The organism is Paraburkholderia suaedae (assembly GCF_040812055.1).
GTDB lineage: Bacteria > Pseudomonadota > Gammaproteobacteria > Burkholderiales > Burkholderiaceae > Paraburkholderia.
Genome location: NZ_JBFOAH010000001.1, coordinates 575,624 through 596,041 on the forward strand (window position 1 = coordinate 575,624; position 20,418 = coordinate 596,041).

General features: G+C 62.3%; 18 protein-coding genes and 2 tRNA genes. 9 read left to right on the forward strand and 11 right to left on the reverse strand.

Going from position 1 to position 20,418, the window contains the following annotated elements; all coding sequences use genetic code 11:
• Nucleotides 1-71: 71 nt before the first annotated feature.
• Nucleotides 72-950 carry an IclR family transcriptional regulator gene (locus ABQJ48_RS02490; protein WP_367835722.1) on the forward strand — a complete coding sequence of 293 codons (879 nt, stop codon included), beginning with the start codon at nt 72-74 and terminating at the stop codon, nt 948-950.
• A 324-nt stretch (nt 951-1,274) separates the two neighbouring features.
• Here the strand turns inward: ABQJ48_RS02490 and ABQJ48_RS02495 are convergent.
• The 6 genes from ABQJ48_RS02495 to tig form a co-directional block, all read right to left on the reverse strand.
• Nucleotides 1,275-1,350 (reverse strand) — tRNA-Val (locus tag ABQJ48_RS02495).
• An 82-nt stretch (nt 1,351-1,432) separates the two neighbouring features.
• Nucleotides 1,433-1,705 carry an HU family DNA-binding protein gene (locus ABQJ48_RS02500; RefSeq protein ID WP_367835723.1) on the reverse strand — a complete coding sequence of 91 codons (273 nt, stop codon included), beginning with the start codon at nt 1,703-1,705 and terminating at the stop codon, nt 1,433-1,435.
• 541 nt (nt 1,706-2,246) lie between these two features.
• Nucleotides 2,247-4,667, reverse strand: a complete 2,421-nt coding sequence (gene lon / locus ABQJ48_RS02505; RefSeq protein ID WP_367835724.1) for an endopeptidase La — start codon at nt 4,665-4,667, stop codon at nt 2,247-2,249.
• Between the two features lie 199 nt (nt 4,668-4,866).
• On the reverse strand, nt 4,867-6,138 hold the full coding sequence (clpX, locus tag ABQJ48_RS02510) for an ATP-dependent Clp protease ATP-binding subunit ClpX (RefSeq protein ID WP_367835726.1): 1,272 nt from the start codon (nt 6,136-6,138) through the stop codon (nt 4,867-4,869).
• 139 nt (nt 6,139-6,277) lie between these two features.
• Entirely contained in the window at nt 6,278-6,931 is a 654-nt protein-coding gene (gene clpP / locus ABQJ48_RS02515) for an ATP-dependent Clp endopeptidase proteolytic subunit ClpP (protein ID WP_007182010.1), read from the reverse strand.
• 212 nt (nt 6,932-7,143) lie between these two features.
• The gene (tig, locus tag ABQJ48_RS02520) at nt 7,144-8,490 is read right to left on the reverse strand and encodes a trigger factor (protein ID WP_367835727.1); all 1,347 of its coding nucleotides are present in this window, start codon (nt 8,488-8,490) and stop codon (nt 7,144-7,146) included.
• Nucleotides 8,491-8,981: 491 nt separating this feature from the next.
• Between tig and ABQJ48_RS02525 the strand changes: the two genes are divergently transcribed.
• Nucleotides 8,982-10,127, forward strand: a complete 1,146-nt coding sequence (locus tag ABQJ48_RS02525) for a glycerate kinase (RefSeq protein ID WP_367835728.1) — start codon at nt 8,982-8,984, stop codon at nt 10,125-10,127.
• A gap of 63 nt (nt 10,128-10,190) precedes the next feature.
• Nucleotides 10,191-10,643: a MarR family winged helix-turn-helix transcriptional regulator gene (locus ABQJ48_RS02530; protein WP_367835730.1), complete on the forward strand. Its 453-nt coding sequence runs from the start codon at nt 10,191-10,193 to the stop codon at nt 10,641-10,643.
• Nucleotides 10,644-10,700: 57 nt separating this feature from the next.
• Here ABQJ48_RS02530 and ABQJ48_RS02535 read toward each other — a convergent pair whose 3' ends face one another.
• The gene (locus tag ABQJ48_RS02535) at nt 10,701-12,176 is read right to left on the reverse strand and encodes a DUF3999 domain-containing protein (protein ID WP_367835731.1); all 1,476 of its coding nucleotides are present in this window, start codon (nt 12,174-12,176) and stop codon (nt 10,701-10,703) included.
• A gap of 366 nt (nt 12,177-12,542) precedes the next feature.
• Between ABQJ48_RS02535 and ABQJ48_RS02540 the strand changes: the two genes are divergently transcribed.
• Nucleotides 12,543-12,830 (forward strand): hypothetical protein, encoded by a 288-nt coding sequence (locus ABQJ48_RS02540; RefSeq protein ID WP_367835732.1) that lies wholly within the window; start codon nt 12,543-12,545, stop codon nt 12,828-12,830.
• A 91-nt stretch (nt 12,831-12,921) separates the two neighbouring features.
• Here the strand turns inward: ABQJ48_RS02540 and ABQJ48_RS02545 are convergent.
• A tRNA-Leu gene (locus ABQJ48_RS02545) sits at nt 12,922-13,008 on the reverse strand.
• 221 nt (nt 13,009-13,229) lie between these two features.
• On the opposite strand from ABQJ48_RS02545, the gene ABQJ48_RS02550 reads away from it, so the two are divergent.
• Nucleotides 13,230-14,054, forward strand: a complete 825-nt coding sequence (locus ABQJ48_RS02550) for a squalene/phytoene synthase family protein (RefSeq protein WP_367835733.1) — start codon at nt 13,230-13,232, stop codon at nt 14,052-14,054.
• Nucleotides 14,055-14,179: 125 nt separating this feature from the next.
• On the opposite strand, the gene ABQJ48_RS02555 is transcribed toward ABQJ48_RS02550, so the two are convergent.
• The gene (locus ABQJ48_RS02555) at nt 14,180-15,391 is read right to left on the reverse strand and encodes a DUF1501 domain-containing protein (protein WP_367835734.1); all 1,212 of its coding nucleotides are present in this window, start codon (nt 15,389-15,391) and stop codon (nt 14,180-14,182) included.
• 303 nt (nt 15,392-15,694) lie between these two features.
• A complete protein-coding gene (locus ABQJ48_RS02560; protein ID WP_367835985.1) occupies nt 15,695-16,021 on the reverse strand; it encodes a hypothetical protein in 327 nt (108 codons plus the stop codon).
• A gap of 229 nt (nt 16,022-16,250) precedes the next feature.
• On the opposite strand from ABQJ48_RS02560, the gene ompR reads away from it, so the two are divergent.
• The 4 genes from ompR to ABQJ48_RS02580 all read left to right on the forward strand — a co-directional run bounded on the left by ompR (nt 16,251) and on the right by ABQJ48_RS02580 (nt 19,778).
• A complete protein-coding gene (ompR, locus tag ABQJ48_RS02565) occupies nt 16,251-16,985 on the forward strand; it encodes an osmolarity response regulator transcription factor OmpR (protein ID WP_006048917.1) in 735 nt (244 codons plus the stop codon).
• Nucleotides 16,986-17,086: 101 nt separating this feature from the next.
• Entirely contained in the window at nt 17,087-18,436 is a 1,350-nt protein-coding gene (locus ABQJ48_RS02570) for an ATP-binding protein (RefSeq protein ID WP_367835735.1), read from the forward strand.
• Nucleotides 18,437-18,630: 194 nt separating this feature from the next.
• Nucleotides 18,631-19,179 carry a peroxiredoxin gene (locus ABQJ48_RS02575; RefSeq protein ID WP_367835736.1) on the forward strand — a complete coding sequence of 183 codons (549 nt, stop codon included), beginning with the start codon at nt 18,631-18,633 and terminating at the stop codon, nt 19,177-19,179.
• A gap of 74 nt (nt 19,180-19,253) precedes the next feature.
• Nucleotides 19,254-19,778 carry a carboxymuconolactone decarboxylase family protein gene (locus ABQJ48_RS02580; protein ID WP_367835737.1) on the forward strand — a complete coding sequence of 175 codons (525 nt, stop codon included), beginning with the start codon at nt 19,254-19,256 and terminating at the stop codon, nt 19,776-19,778.
• 129 nt (nt 19,779-19,907) lie between these two features.
• Here the strand turns inward: ABQJ48_RS02580 and ispF are convergent, their stop codons facing one another.
• Nucleotides 19,908-20,387, reverse strand: coding sequence for a 2-C-methyl-D-erythritol 2,4-cyclodiphosphate synthase (gene ispF / locus ABQJ48_RS02585; protein WP_367835738.1), 480 nt, complete (start codon nt 20,385-20,387; stop codon nt 19,908-19,910).
• Nucleotides 20,388-20,418 lie beyond the last annotated feature (31 nt).

Genomic DNA, 20,418 nt, shown 5'->3' on the forward strand with positions numbered 1-20,418 from the left:
TGCGTAATTCACTACCAGGGTAAACGTGTCTATGCTGACGGACGGCGCCGACCGCCCGCTAGAATGGATGCATGAAGAAATCTCAAATACCTGCAACACACGGGGAAGGACTCGCTTTACCGGAACGCGAGCGCCGTCAGCGCGTCCAGTCCGCATCGACCGCCATGGTCGTACTCAAGGGACTGGCGGCGGTCGGTGGACGCGCGTCACTCACGGCGCTGGCATCGCATATCGGCGAGAGTCCAGCGAAGGTGCACCGCTATCTGGTGAGCCTGATGGAAGAATCGCTGGTGACGCAAGAAGCGGGCACCCAGCAATACATGCTGGGAACGGAGTGTCTTGCTATCGGCCTCGCGGCCATGCGACTCGCCGACCCGATCCGGCTGGCCGAACCGTCGCTGGTCCGGCTCAGAGAGCGCCTCGAAGTCACCTGCTTTATCGCCGTGATGGGCAATCGGGGACCGACGATCGTGCGCTTCGAGGAGCCGGGGCTGCCTGTCACGGTAAACGTGCGTGCCGGGTCGGTCTTGTCGCTATTGTGGTCGGCGACTGGCCGGCTTTTCCTGGGACTGCTCGACGAAACCCGCGTTTGGGCACTCGCGGAAGAAGAGTTACGGCAATCGCCTGCCGATCTGCTTGCACAACTCGACCGCGACGATCCCATCGGGCAGTTAAAGCGCGACGTTCAAGCCGTCCGCTGTGCGACGGTCAAGGACACCAACCTGAAAGGAATCAGTGCTGTCGCCGCACCTCTTTTCGATTTCAACGGCCGACTGTGCGCGACGCTGACGGCGCTGGGCGCGACGGGAGGATTCGATTCGTCTATCGATGGATCGATTGCGACAGCAGTCCGACAAGAGGCGCAGGCTATCAGTGCCCGGCTCGGGTATGTAGCGGCAACGCAGGCCGTCAAGACAGAGGTGGCGCCGAGAATTCGAACGGCTCGGTAGGTGGAAAAGCTGGGGTGTGAGTGATCAACCCACTGCCCGGACAATCCGCCATTGAGTGCTGGCTCATGAGACCAATGCATGTCCGGCTACCGGAAACGACACGTTGCCTTCGCCGTGCTCCTTGCCAGGATCAACCTTGTGATAGTGCCAGCCGATGCGTTTGGAAGGTAGCACGAACTGCAACGCGGCCCGGACGATCGGCGTGCCCTTGTTTCCGGACCGTCCGTCACAAACAAAAAACCCGCAGAGCCAATGGCCATGCGGGTTTCAGGCTACTTCAGCAGATCTCTTCGGATCTTCTCGGACGTGAATCACGAAACGGTATGGTGGGTGCTGAGAGGCTCGAACTCCCGACCTACGCCTTGTAAGGGCGCCGCTCTACCAACTGAGCTAAGCACCCGTTTCTGTTCAGCGTGCTTCGTGCGAAGTGCTTCGCTTCTTGCTTCAACTCACCGCGCAACATTCGTCAAGCAGCAAGCCCATTAGTTTAGCGCATCCTTCAGAGCTTTGCCAGGCCTAAATTTAGGCACGGTCGCTGCTTTAATTTTGATGGCAGCGCCGGTGCGCGGATTGCGTCCCGTGCGCGCGGTCCGCTTGCCGACCGCGAACGTGCCGAAACCGACCAACGTGACCGAACCGCCTTTCTTCAGCGTACTTTTGACTCCACCAATCACCGCATCCAAGGCACGGCCTGCCGCAGCTTTCGAAATGTCGGCGTGCTGCGCAATATGATCGATCAATTCCGTCTTGTTCATTCCAACCCCCGAGAATGTTTATGGCAATCGCGATGGTGCTCTATAGCACCTGGCATCACGCGGCCGGCGGGGAACGCCGAGCCGCCCCATTAGAAGGGGCCGAAACCCTTGTGTCAAGCCGGGTTGAGCCTGATTCGAGGCGTTCATCGAGAGGATTTTTTTCGGCAACTCGGGCGTGCGACCGATACGCGCGCGATGATGCCGTACGCACTCCTCGCATTGCTCAAAAGGTGGGAAAACGCGAGCTTCGAAGCCTGTTCCGCGATGCCGCGCACGAAAAAAAACCGCGGTCTTGACCGCGGGTTCTTGTTCAGCAAACACTTGCCTTGTCGATGATTTCAGTGCACCTGGTGCGACGCGCGCACCCGTCATCAACGCCGCCGAAATCGAGCGGGAACGCGCTGTCGAAGTCGGTTGCGAGCGCTCACCTTCACTCAACCCAAGTTCGGCCTTCGCTCGTCCATGGGCATGCTGGTATCTTCCGTTCCGTTGATACCAGCATGCTATATGGACATAGAACCGTTAACAGCCGAACCCAACGCTAGTGCTTCACGAACTCGGTGGCCGCGTCTTTGCCCGACTCGGCCGCAACAGGCGCAGCAGGCTTGGGCTCCTCTTCCGGCAACGCTTGCGGCACACGTTCGAGCGCCAGTTCGAGCACCTTGTCGATCCAGCGGACCGGCACGATTTCGATCGCGTTCTTCACGTTGTCCGGAATCTCCGTCAAGTCTTTGACGTTTTCTTCCGGGATCAGCACCAGCTTGATGCCGCCGCGATGCGCCGCCAGCAGCTTTTCCTTCAGACCGCCAATCGGCAGGACTTCGCCACGCAACGTGATTTCGCCCGTCATCGCCACGTTGGCACGCACCGGAATGCCGGTCAACACCGACACCAGCGCGGTCGTCATTGCGATACCGGCCGAAGGACCATCTTTCGGCGTGGCACCTTCCGGCACGTGAATGTGAATGTCCTGCTTCTCGAACGCTTCGTCCTTGACACCGAGACGCCGCGAACGCGAGCGCACGACCGAGCGCGCTGCTTCGACGGATTCTTTCATCACGTCGCCGAGCGAACCCGTGCGGATCACATTGCCCTTGCCCGGCATCACCGCAGCTTCGATGGTCAGCAGATCGCCACCCACTTCCGTCCATGCGAGACCGGTGACCTGGCCCACCTGGTTTTCCTTCGCAGCCAGACCGAAGTCGTACTTGCGCACGCCGAGGAAGGTGTCGAGATTGCTGCCGTCGACCTTCACCGCGCCTTCCGCCTTCTTCAGCAGCAGCATCTTCACGACCTTGCGGCAGATCTTCGAAATTTCGCGCTCGAGCGAACGGACGCCCGCCTCGCGCGTGTAATAACGAATGATGTCGCGGATCGCCGTTTCCGTCACGTCGACCTCGCCTTCCTTAAGGCCGTTGTTCTTCTTCTGCTTGGGCAACAGATAACGCTGCGCGATGCTGACCTTCTCGTCTTCCGTGTAGCCCGCGAGGCGGATCACTTCCATCCGGTCGAGCAGCGGCGGCGGAATGTTCAGCGAGTTCGAGGTCGCCACGAACATCACGTCCGATAGATCGAAGTCCACTTCGACATAGTGATCGGCGAACGTGTGGTTCTGTTCCGGATCGAGCACTTCGAGCAGCGCCGACGACGGATCGCCGCGAAAATCCTGGCCCATCTTGTCGACTTCGTCGAGCAGGAAAAGCGGATTGCGCACGCCGACCTTGGTCAGGCTTTGCAGAATCTTGCCGGGCATCGAACCAATGTAGGTGCGACGGTGACCGCGAATCTCGGCTTCATCGCGCACGCCGCCCAGCGCCATGCGCACAAACTTGCGGTTCGTCGCACGGGCGATGGACTGGCCGAGCGACGTCTTGCCGACACCCGGAGGCCCGACGAGGCAGAGGATCGGCGCCTTGACCTTTTCGACACGTTGCTGGACCGCGAGATACTCGAGAATGCGTTCCTTAACTTTCTCGAGACCGAAATGGTCTTCGTCGAGCACGCGTTCCGCGTTCGAGAGGTCGTTGTTGACCTTGCTCTTCTTGCGCCACGGCAGGCCGATCAATGTATCGATGTAGTTGCGCACAACCGTCGCTTCCGCCGACATCGGCGACATCAGCTTGAGCTTCTTGAGCTCGGCGTCGGCCTTCTTCTTGGCTTCCTTCGGCATACGGGCAGCCGTGATGCGCTTCTCGAGTTCTTCGAGATCCGCACCTTCTTCGCCTTCGCCGAGTTCTTTCTGGATCGCCTTGACCTGTTCGTTCAGGTAGTACTCGCGCTGGCTCTTCTCCATCTGACGCTTCACGCGCCCACGGATGCGCTTCTCCACCTGCAGGATGTCGATCTCGGCCTCGAGTTGCGCGAGCAGATGCTCGAGTCGCTCGATCACGGGGAACATCTCGAGGATGTGCTGCTTCTGGTCGAGCTTGAGCGGCAGATGCGCTGCGATCGTGTCGGCCAGACGCCCGGCTTCGTCGATACCCGATAGCGACGTCAGGATCTCCGGCGGGATCTTCTTGTTCAGCTTCACATACTGATCGAACTGCGACACGATTGCGCGGCGCAGCGCTTCAGTTTCAGCGCTGTCGGCATGGTCCGGTTCGAGCGGCATGACTTCGCACGAAAATTGGGTTTCCTGTTCTTCGATGGAAAGCGTCTTCGCGCGCTGCAAACCCTCGACGAGCACCTTCACGGTACCGTCGGGCAGCTTCAGCATTTGCAGGATGTTGGCAACACACCCTACTTCGTACATGTCCTTTTCGGTCGGCTCGTCTTTAGCAGCCGTTTTCTGGGCGACGAGCATGATGTGCTTGCCGCCTTCCATCGCTGCTTCGAGAGCCTTGATCGACTTCGGGCGGCCTACGAAGAGCGGAATCACCATGTGCGGGAAGACGACTACGTCGCGCAGCGGGAGCAGCGGGAGCGTAATGCGTTCCTGCGGGAGGAGTTGGGTTCCTGACATTTCATTTCCCCATGAGTGGAATCAGTTCGTTCGATAGGTGAGGCCAGCAGAAAATATTGCAAGCCTGCGCGTGTGGGAAAAGTTCAGTGACTCCGAAGGTTCAGTGACTCCATAGTGAAAACAACCATGCTGACCACACGATAAACGAAAAAGCCGTTCACGTCGCCATGAACGGCTTTTTGCAGAACCCGAAAGCCGATCAGTTCGAACCCGCGACCCTGGGCGCGTCTTCGTAGATCAGTAGCGGTTTGCCGTCGCCGTCGATCACGTTGTCGTCGATGATGACCTTACTGACACCTTTCATTTGCGGCAGATCGTACATCACGTCGAGCAACGCCTGTTCCAGGATGGAGCGCAAACCGCGTGCACCTGTCTTGCGACGGATTGCCTTGCGCGCCACCGCTTGCAACGCTGCGGGACGAATCTCCAGCTCGACGCGTTCCATGTTGAAGAGCTTGTGATACTGCTTCACCAGCGCATTCTTCGGTTCGACCAAAATGGTCATCAGCGCCGCTTCGTCGAGCTTGCCGAGCGTCGCGACCACCGGCAGACGGCCGATCAGTTCGGGAATCAGCCCGAACTTGATCAGGTCTTCCGGTTCCACTTCGCGCAGCACTTCGCCCGCGTCACGGTCCTGCTTGCTTTTCACGCTCGCACCGAAGCCAATACCGGTTTTCTCGGTACGATCGACGATGACCTTTTCCAGCCCGTCGAACGCGCCACCACAAATGAAGAGGATGTTGGTAGTGTCGACCTGAATGAAGTCCTGGTTCGGATGCTTACGGCCGCCCTGCGGCGGCACCGAGGCCATGGTGCCCTCGACCAGCTTGAGCAAAGCCTGCTGTACGCCTTCGCCCGATACGTCGCGGGTGATGGACGGGTTGTCGGACTTCCGGCTGATCTTGTCGATTTCGTCGATGTAGACAATGCCGCGCTGCGCCTTGTCCACTTCGTAATTGCAGTTCTGCAGCAGCTTCTGAATGATGTTCTCGACGTCCTCGCCGACGTAGCCGGCTTCCGTCAAGGTGGTCGCGTCTGCGATCACGAACGGGACGTTCAGAAGGCGCGCAAGCGTCTGCGCAAGCAGCGTCTTGCCGGAACCGGTCGGGCCGATCAGCAGGATGTTGCTCTTGGACAGTTCGATCTCGTCCTTCTTGTCGAGATGCTTTAACCGCTTGTAGTGGTTGTACACCGCGACCGCGAGGATTTTCTTCGCGCGTTCCTGACCGATCACGTACTGGTCGAGAATTTCGCGGATCTCCTGCGGGCTCGGCAGATCGGACTTGGACAAGCCAGCCTCGATACCTGCGCCGGCAGCTTCGTCACGAATGATTTCGTTGCACAGGTCGATACATTCATCGCAGATGAACACCGACGGGCCGGCAATCAGTTTTTTGACTTCATGCTGGCTCTTGCCGCAAAACGAGCAATACAACAGCTTTTCGCTGTTCGAACTTTTTTTGTCCGCCATAGATGTGTGAGCCTCCGGACACTCAGTTACATGATACGCCGTTTGCCCCCGCCTCGCAGTTTGGGCGCGGCGGGACTTGAGCCAAGGTGACGGCGCTTGCCGCAGGCGCTCGGACGATACTCGATTGTTTCCTAGCGGATCAAGGACGCTTGTGTGCGACCTGGTCGACGAGGCCGTATGCTTGCGCGTCATCGCCGGACATGAAGTTGTCGCGGTCGGTGTCGCGCGCAATACGCTCTACCGGCTGACCTGTATGGTGCGCGAGCAGATGATTCAACCTTTCCTTCAGGTACAGGATTTCACGCGCCTGGATTTCGATGTCCGAGGCCTGACCGCGCGCGCCGCCGAGCGGCTGGTGAATCATCACGCGCGAATTCGGCAGCGCGAAACGCTTGCCCTTCGCACCCGCCGCCAGCAGGAACGCGCCCATGCTGGCCGCCAGACCCATGCACAGCGTGGAGACGTCCGGCTTGATGAACTGCATCGTGTCGTAGATCGCCATACCGGCCGACACCGAGCCGCCCGGGCTGTTGATGTAGAAGCTGATGTCCTTGTCCGGATTCTCGCTCTCGAGGAACAGCATCTGCGCGACGACGAGATTGGCGGTCTGGTCGTTCACTTCGCCGACCAGGAACACGATGCGTTCCTTCAACAGACGGGAATAAATGTCGTACGAGCGCTCTCCCCGGCCGCTCGTTTCCACGACGATCGGCACCAGTCCGAGCGCCTGCGCTTCGAGATCCCGGGACGACTGGGAGGTCAACGTGTCCAGCATTTGGGCGCGAAAGGTCATGCAATGGATCCTTGTCTGGAAATACTCTGGATAGGGATGCTAGACAGGTATGTACGGCGAGCCCGTATTCAAGTACGCGATCAGTACGAAGCCGTTGTGCTGATCAGCGCAATGGGTCGTGCAGAATAACAGCACGGAACCAACACAAAACAGTACAAAAAAACGGCGTGCTGGCCGTCGCTCCGACAGCCGGCACGCCGTTGCAGCGACGCTTAAGCTTGCGCCGTTGCGCTTGCCAGTTCTTCGAAGCTCACTTCCTTGTCCGTCACCTTGGCCTTGCTGAGCACGAATTCGACGACGTTCGCTTCAACGACGTACGCCTCCATTTCAGCAAGACGCTGCTGGTTGGAATAATACCAGCGGACGACTTCCTTCGGGTCTTCGTAGCTTTTCGCGAATTCGTCCACTTCGCTGCGAATCTGCTCCGGCTTCGCCTGCAGTTCGTTCGCCTTCACCAGCTCGGCCAGCACGAGGCCCAGCTTGACGCGGCGCTCCGCCTGTTCCTTGAACATTGCGGCCGGGATCGGGGCGTCCTTCGCGTTGGGCACACCGCGCTGCTCCAGATCCTGGCGAGCCATTGCGACAAGGCGTTCCTGATCCTGTTCGATCAGCGCGTTGGGTACCTCCAGTTCCGAAATCTTCAGCAACGCGTCCATCACCTGATTTTTGACGATGGCTTGCGTGCGGCGCTTCGCTTCGCGTTCGAGATTGTCTTTGATCTCGGCGCGCATCTTGGTCAGATCGCCGTCTTCGATGCCGAGGGACTTGGCGAAATCAGCGTCGATTTCAGGGAGGTGCGGCCACTCGATCTTCTTCATCGTGATCGTAAATTGCGCCGTCTTGCCTGCCACGTCCTTGCCGTGGTAGTCCTCGGGGAAAGCCAGATCGAATTGCTTCGATTCGCCCACCTTCAGGCCCTGCGCCGCCTTTTCGAATTCCGGCAACATGCGGCCTTCGCCCAGCACAAACGCGAAGTCGTCCGCGCTGCCGCCCTCGAACACTTCGCCGCCGATCTTGCCGACGAAGTCGACCGTTACGCGATCGCCTTCTTTCGCAGCCGTGTCCGCACCGCCGTCGCCGTGCTCGCCGGCTTCGCCGCGCGCATGATAGTGCACGCGCTGCTTGCGCAGGATATCCAGCGTGCGGTCGATTTCGGCGTCGCCGATGGTAGTCGTGGTGCGCTCGATTTCAGCCGTGGCGACGTCGCCCAGCTTCACTTCCGGGTACACCTCGAAGGTCGCGTCGAACGCGTAGTCGCCGGCAACCGCGTCGGCCTTCGGCGCGAAGCTCGGCTGGCCCGCGACCCGCAGGTTTTCGGCGCGGCTAATGTCGAAAAATTCCTTGCCGACCTTGTCGCTCAGCACTTCGGCTTCCACCTGGCCCGCATATTGTTGCGTCACCATCTTCAGCGGCACCTTGCCCGGGCGGAAACCCGGCATGCGCACGTTCTTCGCGAGTTGACGGATACGCGAGTCCACTTCCTTCTGCACGGCGTCCTTCGGCAGGGAAATCGTGACGCGGCGTTCGAGCTTGCCGAGGTTTTCAACAACGTTAGCCATGGCTTCAATCGTCCTAAAATTATTCGAGCGAATCAGTTATCTTCTCCGTGCCGCTTTTCGACGTCGCTGCGAGCCGATCGCGCCTGCGCCGCGGGCTTGCGGGCCGCCGGCAGCACGGTTGGGTCCAAAGAGCCGAATATTTTAGCAAACTATTTGCGCGCCTATCCGGGATTCGACGAATGGGCGCGTTTTTATCGGCGTTCCGGCAGGTTTTCGCGCTGTTTCGGTGCGGTTTCGATTCAGCGTGCGCCCGCTTCCCCGGTCCGTTCATGGCTTGGGCGCTTCCCTCGGCGCGATGCGAGTCCGCGTTGCCCGGCCGGTTCGCGGGCTCGTGCGGCTTTACGGCATCTGCCCGCAGCGGTGCGCGCGTCGGCGCTGGCGATTCCGGCTATGCCGTTCGGCCTATTCAGTCGGCGCGCCCATGCTGATAAGCTAACGCACGCCGCAACCAATCGCCGTCCTCGCAACGATTCCAACCATTCAGAGACACCATGCCGAATTCGTCGCCCCCGCCTGTCGTCGTCATTGCTCCCGATTCCTTCAAAGGCTCGCTTAGCGCGCAACAGGTCGCGCAGGCGATCGCGAGCGGCGTCCAGCGCGCCCGGCCCGACGCCAGCGTGCGAATCTGTCCGATGGCCGACGGCGGCGAAGGCACGCTCGACGCGATGCTCACGCGCGGCGGCGAGAGGCGCAAGCTGAGCGTGCGCGGTGCGGCAGGCCAATTGCGCGAAGCGCTGAGCGGCGTGCTCGCGGACGGCAGCGCGATCATCGAGACAGCCGAGATCGTCGGCATCACGGATCCGGTCGGGATGGGCGTGCCTGTCGAAGCGCGCAGTACGCGCGGGGTGGGCGAGGCGGTTCGCGCGCTGCTGGACGCAGGCGTGCGGCACTTTTTCGTTGCGCTGGGCGGCAGCAGCACGAACGACGGCGGCGCCGGCCTGCTGAGCGGCCTCGGCCTCAAACTGTTCGACGGGCAAGGCAACGAACTCGAGGGCACACCCGAACAGCTCGCGCGCGTTGCGCGCGTCGACGTTTCGCAACTCGACGCCCGGCTGGCGGATACCCGGTTCGTGGGGATGTCGGACGTCGACAATCCGTTGACCGGCGAGCACGGCGCAACTGCCGTATTCGGTCCTCAAAAGGGTGTCAAGCCGGACCAGGTAGCCACCATCGACGCCGCCCTCGCCCGCTTCGCCGACCTGCTCGAAGCCGCGCTCGGGCGCTGCGCGCGGGAGCTGCCCGGAGCGGGCGCGGCCGGCGGCCTCGGCTTTGCGCTGCACATGCTAGGCGCGCAGTTCGAGCCGGGCGCGGAGACAGTTGCGCGGCAGATCGGTCTCGATGCCGCGCTCACTGGCGCCGACTGGCTGATTACCGGCGAAGGCCGCTCGGACGTGCAAACACTGCATGGCAAGGCGCCCTTCATCGCCTGCCGTCATGCGCAAGCGGCCGGCGTGCCCGCCACGCTGCTGTCCGGCGCCGTAGATTCCGCCGCTTTGCCGCGCCTCGCCGATTACTTCAGCGGCTGCTTTTCGCCGGCGCCGGGCCCGATCACGCTCGAAGCCGCAATCAGCGACGCTGCGCGCCTGCTCGCCAACGAGGCCGAACAGCTGACCCGCCTCAAATACGGCACGCGTTGACCCGCGGGACGGTTGCGGCAACAATCACAGCGCCGCGACGGCTCCACTTACCACGGGATGACCATGAAGGACTCCGTTAAAGCCGGACTCGAACAATTCCTCACGTACCGGCTGCATGTGCTGAACAAACTCTCGGAGCGCGGCATCAGCGAGCGCTATCAGGCGAAGCTGGGCGTGACGCTGCCGGAGGCACGGGTGATTGCATCGGTGGGTTCGTTTGGACCGTTCTCGATCATGGATCTGGCGAGGCACGCCAATCTTGACAAAAGCCAGGCGAGCCGCGCGGCCGAAGCGATGATCCGCCAGGGACTCGTGCAGCGCCAGCCGAGCGCCGATGACGGCCGCGTGGTGCTGGTTTCGCTGACACCGGAAGGCCGTGCGCTGTACCGGAAGGTGATGCCGATCGCGCGCAAGTGGAACAGCGATATGTTCGACTGTCTCGACGAGCGGGAAAAGGCGGCATTCGGCGCTGCGCTGGACAAGGTCATCGAGACGATGACTGCGCGCCCGGAATGATGCAGGTTGCGAGGTGCGGGGTGCCTGATGCGTTTCGCGGCGGGTCTCGCCCGAGCCTCACAATGGTTTGTTTTCGTTGACGGGTCCGTTCCGCTTGCCGGTTCCGGCTGCGTCCGCGGCACCCGTTCCTGGATCGTCACGCTGAGTCCCCACGTCAACGGCCCGCCCTCGCGCAACCCTCGCAAGCCACCACGCGATGACTCCGAGCGCGAAGACCGCCAACGCCACAGCGGCCCATAGCGGGTAGCGGCGCGACACCGCCGTGGAATTGTTGGCGACGGGCGTCGCGCGTGCCGGTGGTGCAACGTGCAGCGGCGCAACGTGCAGCGCGTCGCCCAGGCGCGCCGTCGCGGCAACCGACGAGGCGTCCTTCAACAACGCGTCGAGACTCACCGCCGCCGAAGTCGTCGCGGCGCTACCCACCGCCAGCGTAAAGGGCGCGCTCCCGTGCGCGGCGAACGTCAGTATCGCCGGATGCCAGCCCAACGCAACGGTCAACGCACCCGCGCCGATCCCGCCGTTGCGCGTGTCGACCACCACCCGCCATTGACGATCCGTGTCCGGCTTCAACGGGAGCGCCGCGTTCGTCTGCTCCACTTCGCCGTTATGCAAGCGGAACAGCGTCGCGTGAGCGACCTCCCGCCACGGCGCATTGAGACCGATGCGCGAGTAGACGAGCGCCGGCGCCACCGTATTCGGCTGAGGCAAACCGATGACCAACCGGTCGACGGGATAGGGCCGCCCGGTCGTGAAGAAGTACTGGCCGGGCTTGAGGCCGGGCTGAGCGACGATGCCTTGGTGCCATTCGCGCTGTGTGTCCGCCCGGCGCGCCGCATCGGCGCCAGCCGCGAGCACCTCGGCATCGATCGAATCGACGTACGGAGCGCCGTCGAGCCAGTGCAAACGCAGGTAACGCTCGTGGACGCCGTTCAGTTCGATCCGGTTCTGGCTCAGGATGCTGCCGTTGTAATTGACCTTGAGCAGTTGCGCGGCGCCCGCCGGTTGCCACTGACGCAAATCGCCGCTGGCTTCGACGCTCACACGGCCCTGGTAATTGTCGTTGCGCAGATGAACGAGCAACGCGCCGACGCGGCCGGCCTGCGCCGCGCGGCCGGCATCGATCACGTCCACGTCGTGTTCGGCGCGCGGCGGGGGCGCCGAGGTGGCGCGCAACGATCCGTCGGTGGAGATGACGACGCCAGGCTGCGGACCATTGGCGCCGGCAGCCGCTAATGCCACAGGAAACCAGCGCACCGGGCGCAGCGCGGACGGGATGCGCGCCGGCTCGCGCGGAGCGTCGAGCGCATAGGGCACGGCTTCTCCCGCGCCGTTGAAGACGCGCACGTCGCCCAGATCGCCACGGCGGCTGGCCTCATACACGGCAGCAGACAGCGGAACGCTGTACAGCGCGGCGCCGTCTTGCAGCTGGAGCGCGAAACGCTGCGCGAAAAGATCGGCGGCCGTAGCGGGCGCCGATGTCCAAAGGGCTGCGAGCGCCAGGCACCCGCCGGTCAGTATCAAAAGACGCTTCATTGCTCAATTTCCGGGTGCACAAGCTTGGATGGCCGCGGTAACCAGTGCCCGCCGGCCGCAACCTGGAACCGATACAGATGACAGACATGAGCCGCACGATCGCTGTCGGGGCTGACAGGTCGAACAGGAATAAGCGGTCGGTGCTTTGCCGCCAGCAGCAGGCCGCCAAGGAAGCAAAAGCAACCGCGTTATCCAGATGATCGCTGCACGCGCGCAGAACGTCCAGAGTAACGAAACTGGCGCGCGTGATCACGCCATCGAAGAGCCGCCCGCCCCTGCCGGGTTCGCGACAACCCGTCAACCATGTCAAAATTCGCCATGGGCCAGCGCGCCTTCATACACCACTTTTCATCCAGGGAAGTTTCAGTGGACATTAACAAGCAAGTCGCGGCACTCACCGCTTCAGAACTCCAGACCGCCGGCGCGAGCCAGGCGACGGCGATCGCGGTCAGTGTGCTGCTGCGTCATCTTCGCTCGCCCGAGCTCTCAAAGCTGTTGTCGTCAGCATTCGAAAATCATCAGGCGGTGATGTTGCAAACGCCGTGGCCGGATCAGATGCTGCAAGCATTCGAATCGACCCGCCGCTTTCTCGAAGGCGCGGCTCAGGCGCAGATGTCTGGTGCACAGGCGCAATCGGGCACGCCGGGGCTCTGAGCTTTGTCGGCAGGCGTTGCCGGACGCGCGCCGTAGAAACGAAAAACCCCGTCAGTCCAACGACTCGACGGGGTTCCGCGGTACAGATGAATGGTGCGAGGGAGGGGACTCGAACCCCTACACCCTTGCGGGCGTCAGGACCTAAACCTGGTGCGTCTACCAATTTCGCCACCCTCGCAGCCGGGCTCGCCACTGTGCGTACGGCCCGATGTCCTGCCTGCTCGCGAGCGCGCAAGAAACGGGCGCCCGCAACCGTAAGCGCGAGATTCTAACCGATTGATCCGCGCTTGTCTGCCCTTTCGCAGCATCTGTAAAAGCGTCGCCGATGCTACAATTTTTGGCTTCGCGCAGGCATGCCGTGCGTCTTCTTCGCCGTTCCTTTCCCACATATCCAAGCCAGTGAATTTCGACGAATATTGCCAGCAGAAAGCGGCGCCGCCTGGATCGAGCACTTACTATGCGCTTCGCCAGGCGCCCGCAGCAAGTCAACCGCTGCTGACCGCGCTATTCGCGTTGCGCCGCGAATTCGAAGAGACCGTCAAGGAGATCAGCGATCCGGCGATCGGCCGCACGAAACTCGCCTGGTGGCAAAACGAAATCGCGGCGCTGGCGTCGGGTTCGCCTTCGCATCCGGTTTCCCACGCGCTCGCGGCTTATCTGCCCGACGTGGGGCAGGAATATCCGGCGTTGCAGGCATTGCTCGCCGGTTTCGAAATCGATCTCGACCAGGCGCGTTACCTCGACTATCCCAATCTGCGGCGCTATGTGCAAGGCGTGGGAGGCACCTTCGCGGCGCTGGTCGCGCGCGCCACGGCGAACGACGCCGAACTGGCGCAAGACTGGTCGGCGCCGCTTGGCGAAGCGCTATTGCTTGGACAGTTCGTCGTCGAAACGGGCAACGATGCGCGCCACGGCCGCATCTACATTCCTATCGACGAAATGCAGCGCTTCAACGTCACCGCTGCCGATCTGATCAATCGAAAATATAGCGATGCATTCACTGACCTGATGCGCTTTGAAACGCGGCGTGCGCGCGAGGCGTTGCGCAACGCGCTCGCTGCTGTGCCCGCCGCCGAGCGCCGCGCGCAGCGCACGCTGCTCGCGCTGGGGGCGCTGGCGTTGGCATTGCTCGAAGAGATCGAACGCGACGGCTATCATGTTCTGCATCAACGCATCGGGTTGACGCCGATCCGCAAACTCTGGATTGCGTGGCGCGCGAAATAGACCGGATTACCCTGGGCGGCTCGATGCGCCGCTTCACGTCGACGCGACTCGAGGCGCGAGCGTCCCACCGGTTGCCTGCAAGTCCTGTAGTACTCCTGCATGAATCAATTGCGCATTGGCCAGCATCAAACGCGTAGCAGTGGCAATGGCTCGAAGCGCTGCAGCAGGATCGCCGACGCATCCAGCCCCCACCAAAGCCCAAGCACGGTCGCATACAACCGTCGAAAGTCGATGCCGAGCGGCAACTCGCCGTTGCCGTCGAGCCGCGCGAGCGTCGGCGGCAGCCCGTACAGACCGCCCCGCACACGTGCGCCCATGACGAAATGCGGCGCCACGGTGCCGTGTTCGGTGCCACTGCTGTCGTTCTCTTGCGCGCGGCGCCCGAACTCCGCATAGGTCATCACGAGCGTGCGTTCCCAGCGGCCAAGTTCGACGAGCGCCGCTTTCAGCGACGCCAATCCTTCAGCGAGTTGCTTGAGCAACGCTGTCTGCTGCACCGGCTGGTTGTGATGCGTATCGAAACCGCTCAACGTCAGACGGATGGCGGCGACGCCCCGCCCACTTCGCCGTTGTTGTTGCGGCATGCCGGATAGGGCGAGCATCTGCATCGCGGCCCTCACTGAGTTACCGAATACGCCGCCGGGAAACACCGTATCGAACCGCACTGGATGCGGCGCTGCGCGCAGATCGGGATCGGTGTTGCCGGCGTCGAGAGTCCGTGACGATGCGACATTGCACTCGTCCAACAGCGCCGGAGCAGCGACCCGCGATGCGTTGGCCGATCCGGTCCAGGCGCTGAGCGCGATCGGCCGTGCGCCGCTCGCAAACGGCCCCATCTCGGCGTTGCCGGCCACTACGCCGTCAGCGGCAAGGCCGGCGCGCACCCGCATCTGCGCAAATGCGCGCGTCAGCCATCCTTCGCGCAGATACTGGTCGGAGTTCGACGCAGTGTCCCAGATCTCGGTCGAGCGGAAGTGCGAGCGATTGCGTCCGAGGTAGCCCACGCCTTGCACGATGGCCAGTTGCTGGTCGCGCCAAAGCGGCATCAACGGCAGCAGCGAGGGATGCAGCGCGGTGCGCTCGTCGAGTGCAATCGCCTGCTCGCGTTTGATGCCGATGTTCTTGCGCAGTTTGTAATAGGCAGGGTCGGCAAACGGAATCACGGTATTCAAACCGTCGTTGCCGCCCTTCAGTTCGACGAGAACCAGGAGCTTGCCCGGATCGCAGCTTGAACGCGCGCGCGGCGTGAACGCCTGCGCGGCAAACCCGTCTCGCAGCGGCAGCGTGGCGGCAGCGGCTGCGGCCGCGCTCATCGAAAGAAAGCTGCGTCGTTTCATCCGCTCCTCGTTCGATTGCGATCGCCTGAGCCGTGCCACCGTCGACGCAATTCTGCAATGGGCGTCAGGGTCGTCACATCGAAGCGTACGCTCCTCGATGGCTGCGCGCTATCTCACGCTTGCAACGGGACGCGGCCACGCGTTTTGAGCGACCAACGAGGGCGCGGGAACTCACCGTGCAAGTAATATCCCGTAACGCGCAGCGCGCGGGAACATCAACGATCCGCCGCTACCGATAGGCATCCGGTCGCGGTCAGTCATCGCGATGGACAGAGCACCCGCGCCGCGAGCAGGCCAGAAAGACTAGCGCTTATACAGTTCGCGCACAGCATCTTCGATATGCTGCCGCAACAAATGCCGCTCTTCGGGCGTCATATGACCATCGCGACGACGTTGATCGAGATCGGGAGGGACCGCGGTGCGCAGCATCAGATCCGATGCGGACGGGTCAGCAGCCGGGTTGTGGTGCAGAGCGTGGGAATTGCCGGGCCTGGGCGCGCGCGCGCTCGCCGCTCTGTCGGCAGAAGGCTGGGCATAGGCGGGCGTTGGTCCCAGCGAGCCTGCGAGCGTTGCGGCTACTGCCAGTGCAATCATGCTCAGGCGCACGTTCGGCCAAACCCCTCCCTTCATGTTGTTCCCTTCGTGGCGCGGCAACCGGCTACCTCAGATGCGTATGCAAACCCCGGTAGCGAGCCGGGAGCGAGAGTTATTGTCGGGTGAAGTATCCACCGAACAGCCGCATTCCGTAAAGGACTCTAGCTGCCCCCGCTTTACGCCGTGCCATAGTGGGGGTAAATTTTGTAACTGACTGTAACCCTGTAAACGATGCAACCGCGCACCACTTTCTAATCGCGCTAAGATGCCGACCATGGAAACCAAAAACCCTTCGAAAATCCTCGTCGTCGACGACGATCCCCGCCTGCGCGATCTGCTGCGCCGCTACCTCGGCGAACAGGGCTTCAATGTCTACGTTGCAGAGAACGCGCCGTCCATGAACAAGCTCTGGGTGCGCGAGCGCTTCGATCTGCTGGTGCTCGATCTGATGCTGCCCGGCGAGGACGGCCTGTCGATCTGCCGCCGCCTGCGCGGCAGCAATGACCGTACGCCCATCATCATGCTGACGGCCAAGGGTGAAGACGTCGATCGTATCGTCGGGCTGGAGATGGGCGCCGACGACTATCTACCGAAGCCGTTCAATCCGCGCGAACTGGTCGCGCGCATTCACGCAGTGCTGCGCCGGCAGTCGCCGTCCGAGTTGCCGGGCGCGCCGTCCGAAACCACCGAGGTATTCGAATTCGGCGAGTTCGCGCTGAATCTCGCAACCCGCACGCTCACCAAGGCGGGGCAGGAAATTCCGCTGACCACGGGCGAGTTCTCGGTGCTCAAGGTGTTCGCGCGTCATCCGCGCCAACCGCTGTCGCGCGAAAAGCTGATGGAGCTCGCCCGTGGCCGCGAATATGAAGTGTTCGACCGCAGTCTGGACGTACAGATCTCGCGTCTGCGCAAGCTGATCGAGCCGGATCCCGGCAGCCCGCGTTTCATTCAGACGGTGTGGGGTCTGGGCTACGTCTTCATCCCCGACGGTGCAGCCTGAGTTTGCTTGGGTCTCCTGTGTCGAGCAGAGTCGGCGCCGTAGCGCTGACGCCTGTCCCGTGCAAGTTCGTTTCTATTTCTGACGTCACATAAGAAGGGCCCATGCGGATCGACCGGCGCCTCCTGACGCTCGCGTTCGGCGGGCTTTTCTGGCGGACCTTTCTGTTGATCGCTCTGCTGATCGCAGTCAGCCTGGCCGCGTGGTTCCAAAGCTTCCGGGTGATCGAGCGAGAACCGCGCGCGCAGCGCGTGGCTTTGCAGCTCGTCGCGATCGTCAAGCTCACGCGCACCGCCCTCCTCTATTCCGATCCCGACCTGCGCCGCGCGCTGCTGCAGGATCTGGAAAGCAATGAAGGGGTGCGGGTGTACCCGCGCGAAGCCACCGACAAGTACAAACTCCAGCCGGACGAATCGCTCAATCGCCTCATCGAGCACGACATTCGTGGCCGGCTCGGCGACGACACAGTCATCGCGCAAAGCGTGAACGACATCAACGGCGTGTGGATCAGCTTCAAGATCGACGACGACGACTACTGGGTCGCGCTCGACCGTGACCAGCTCGACAACGCGACCGGCTTGCAATGGGCCGGCTGGGGCGTGTTCGCGCTGGCGCTGTCGCTGTTCGGCGCGGCGTTCATCACGAGTCTCGTGAACCGGCCGTTCGCGCGGCTCGCCATGGCGGCGCGCAAAGTCGGCTCGGGCCAGTCGCCCGAGCCGCTGCCCGAGCGCGGCATGGGCGTGGCCGCCGAAACCAACCGCAGTTTCAACCAGATGGTGCAGGATCTGGAACAGCTCGAAGCCGATCGCGCGCTGATGCTCGCGGGCATCTCGCACGATCTGCGCACGCCGCTCGCCCGGCTGCGGCTGGAAACCGAAATGAGCCCATCGGATCAAAGCACGAAAGACGCAATGGTCGACGATATCGAGCAGATGGACATGATCATCGGCCGGTTCCTCGATTACGCGCGCCCGGTGCAGCGGGTGCCGGAGCCGGTCGACCTGTCGGTGATCGCCGGCGAACTGGCCGCGCGCATGCAGAGCGAGGACAGCATGCGCCTGATCACGCGGCTCGCGCCTTCCGCGGTGATCGAGGCCGACGAGACCGACATGCGGCGGGTGGTCGGCAATCTGCTGGAGAACGCGCGCAAGTACGGCTTGAGCGACGGCGACGGCATCCCGCATGTGATGCTGGAGACGCGCGTGTCGCACTCGCGGGTGGAACTGTCGGTGGTCGACGAAGGCCCTGGCATTCCCGAAGATCAGCTGGCGCTCGTGACCCGGCCGTTCTATCGCGTGAATTCGGCGCGCACCCAGGCGAATGGCACGGGCCTTGGCATGGCCATCGTTCAGCGGCTGGTCGGCCGTTACCGCGGGGCGTTGCGCTTGCGCAATCGCATGCCTGGACCGGGCCTCGAAGTCACGATCGAGTTTCCGCTGGCCAAAGGCGCCTGAGCATGTCAGCCCTTGGCGGCGCTGGCCACGCTCGCAGCCCCTCTGGTGTTGAATAACGACTCTCGGCGCCGTTAGAAATAAACTATTGATCGGACGGTTTCATAGACCTATAGTTGGGCGGTGTCATGCGCTCGCGAACACGATCTGGTAGCCTCAACATGCTGTTTTTTCAACCCACACGAAGGAGCACTCGCATGAAAACCGTTGGCGATAAAGTCGAAGCGTTCACCGTCACTGCTGCGAAGCCGGGTTTCAACACTCATGAAGAAAACGGCGTATCCGCGTTCGAAGAGATTACAGAGCAGTCGTTCCCGGGCAAGTGGAAGATCATCTATTTCTACCCGAAAGACTTCACGTTCGTGTGCCCGACCGAGATCGTCGAGTTCGGCAAGCTTGCGAAGGACTTTGAAGAACGCGACGCGGTGCTGATGGGCGGCAGCGTCGACAACGAATTCGTGAAGCTGGCATGGCGCCGCGAGCACAAGGATCTGAGCAAGCTGAACCACTATTCGTTCGGCGACGTGAAGGGCGAGCTGATCGACCAGCTCGGCGTGCGCGACAAGGAAGCGGGCGTCGCGCTGCGCGCCACCTTCATCGTCGATCCGGACAATACGATCCAGCACGTGTCGGTGAACAACCTGAACGTGGGCCGCAATCCGGAAGAGGTGCTGCGTATACTGGACGGCCTGCAAACGGACGAGCTGTGTCCTTGCAATCGCGCCGTCGGCGGCGCAACGCTGTAAGCCGTGCCGTCAAAAGCCCGCTTCGCTTGCAAGAGCCGCGGGCTTTTTTATCGACAAGCCTATAGGAGAGGTCAATGGAATTCCTGTCTTCGATCAAGGCGCGCGTACCCGACTATGCGAAAGACATCCGGCTGAATCTCGATGGGACCATTGCCCGCTCATCGCTCGAAGGAAACGACGCGGCTGGCGTCGCGCTCGCAGCGGCCTTCGCGGCGAAGAGCACGGTGATCGTCGACGCGATCCGTAATGCCGGCGTGTTGTCCCCGGAAGAAACGCAGGGCGCGCTGACCGCCGCCGCGCTGATGGGGATGAACAACGTGTGGTACCCGTACGTCGAGATGACCGAAAGCGCGGACCTCAAATCGCAACCGGCGCAGTTACGGATGAACGCTTACGCGTCGCATGGCGGCGTGGACAAGCGGCGCTTCGAGATGTATGCGTTGGCGGCTTCGATCATCGGCAAATGCCATTTCTGCGTGAAATCGCACTTCGATACGCTGGTTGCCGAAGGCATGAGTTCAACGCAATTGCGCGACGTGGGCCGCATCGCAGCCGTGATCAATGCGGCTGCGCAGTGTATTGCCGCCGAAGACAAATAGCGCTGTGCCGTCATGCGGCGGGAGGTTGGTTTTCTGCGCCGCACGCGTCGTGATCGATGACCGATTCATGGCCGATTGATGGCCTTCACTCGGCCCTGCGGCGACCCGCTGCCGATCCGCAAAGCCGGCTCAACTCCTCGTCAGCAGCACCACGGCTTGCGCTTCGATCCCCTCACTGCGGCCGAGATAGCCGAGCTTCTCGTTGGTCTTGGCCTTGACGTTGACCCGCTCGATCGGCAAATCGAGATCGGCTGCGATATGCGCCCGCATCCCTTCGATATGCGGCGCCAGCTTCGGCGCTTGCGCGACCACGCTGCTATCCACGTTGGCGATGGCAAAGCCCGCCGCCTTCACGCGCGCAACGCATTCGCGCAGCAACACGCGGCTGTCCGCGCCGGCGAACTTCGCGTCGGTATCGGAAAAATGGCGGCCGATATCGCCCAGCGCGGCCGCGCCGAACAGCGCGTCGGTAATCGCGTGCAGCAGCACGTCGGCATCCGAATGACCGAGCAGCCCGCGCTCATAAGGAATCGTTACGCCGCCGATGATCAACGGACGCCCCGGCACCAGCGCATGCACGTCGTACCCTTGTCCCACTCTCAAATCCATATGCGTCAAGTCCTCTGGTCCGCTTATTAAA

What these genes read in the sequence shown, in the direction of transcription:
- ABQJ48_RS02535 (WP_367835731.1), bottom strand. Translation starts at nt 12,176, where the DNA reads ATGAAGCGTCTTTTGATACTGACCGGCGGGTGCCTGGCGCTCGCAGCC.
- ABQJ48_RS02575 (WP_367835736.1), top strand. Translation starts at nt 18,631, where the DNA reads ATGAAAACCGTTGGCGATAAAGTCGAAGCGTTCACCGTCACTGCTGCG.
- ABQJ48_RS02570 (WP_367835735.1), top strand. Translation starts at nt 17,087, where the DNA reads ATGCGGATCGACCGGCGCCTCCTGACGCTCGCGTTCGGCGGGCTTTTC.
- ABQJ48_RS02490 (WP_367835722.1), top strand. Translation starts at nt 72, where the DNA reads ATGAAGAAATCTCAAATACCTGCAACACACGGGGAAGGACTCGCTTTA.
- ABQJ48_RS02500 (WP_367835723.1), bottom strand. Translation starts at nt 1,705, where the DNA reads ATGAACAAGACGGAATTGATCGATCATATTGCGCAGCACGCCGACATT.
- ABQJ48_RS02555 (WP_367835734.1), bottom strand. Translation starts at nt 15,391, where the DNA reads ATGAAACGACGCAGCTTTCTTTCGATGAGCGCGGCCGCAGCCGCTGCC.
- clpX (WP_367835726.1), bottom strand. Translation starts at nt 6,138, where the DNA reads ATGGCGGACAAAAAAAGTTCGAACAGCGAAAAGCTGTTGTATTGCTCG.
- ispF (WP_367835738.1), bottom strand. Translation starts at nt 20,387, where the DNA reads ATGGATTTGAGAGTGGGACAAGGGTACGACGTGCATGCGCTGGTGCCG.
- ABQJ48_RS02560 (WP_367835985.1), bottom strand. Translation starts at nt 16,021, where the DNA reads ATGAAGGGAGGGGTTTGGCCGAACGTGCGCCTGAGCATGATTGCACTG.
- ABQJ48_RS02580 (WP_367835737.1), top strand. Translation starts at nt 19,254, where the DNA reads ATGGAATTCCTGTCTTCGATCAAGGCGCGCGTACCCGACTATGCGAAA.
- ABQJ48_RS02530 (WP_367835730.1), top strand. Translation starts at nt 10,191, where the DNA reads ATGAAGGACTCCGTTAAAGCCGGACTCGAACAATTCCTCACGTACCGG.
- clpP (WP_007182010.1), bottom strand. Translation starts at nt 6,931, where the DNA reads ATGACCTTTCGCGCCCAAATGCTGGACACGTTGACCTCCCAGTCGTCC.
- tig (WP_367835727.1), bottom strand. Translation starts at nt 8,490, where the DNA reads ATGGCTAACGTTGTTGAAAACCTCGGCAAGCTCGAACGCCGCGTCACG.
- ABQJ48_RS02525 (WP_367835728.1), top strand. Translation starts at nt 8,982, where the DNA reads ATGCCGAATTCGTCGCCCCCGCCTGTCGTCGTCATTGCTCCCGATTCC.
- lon (WP_367835724.1), bottom strand. Translation starts at nt 4,667, where the DNA reads ATGTCAGGAACCCAACTCCTCCCGCAGGAACGCATTACGCTCCCGCTG.
- ompR (WP_006048917.1), top strand. Translation starts at nt 16,251, where the DNA reads ATGCCGACCATGGAAACCAAAAACCCTTCGAAAATCCTCGTCGTCGAC.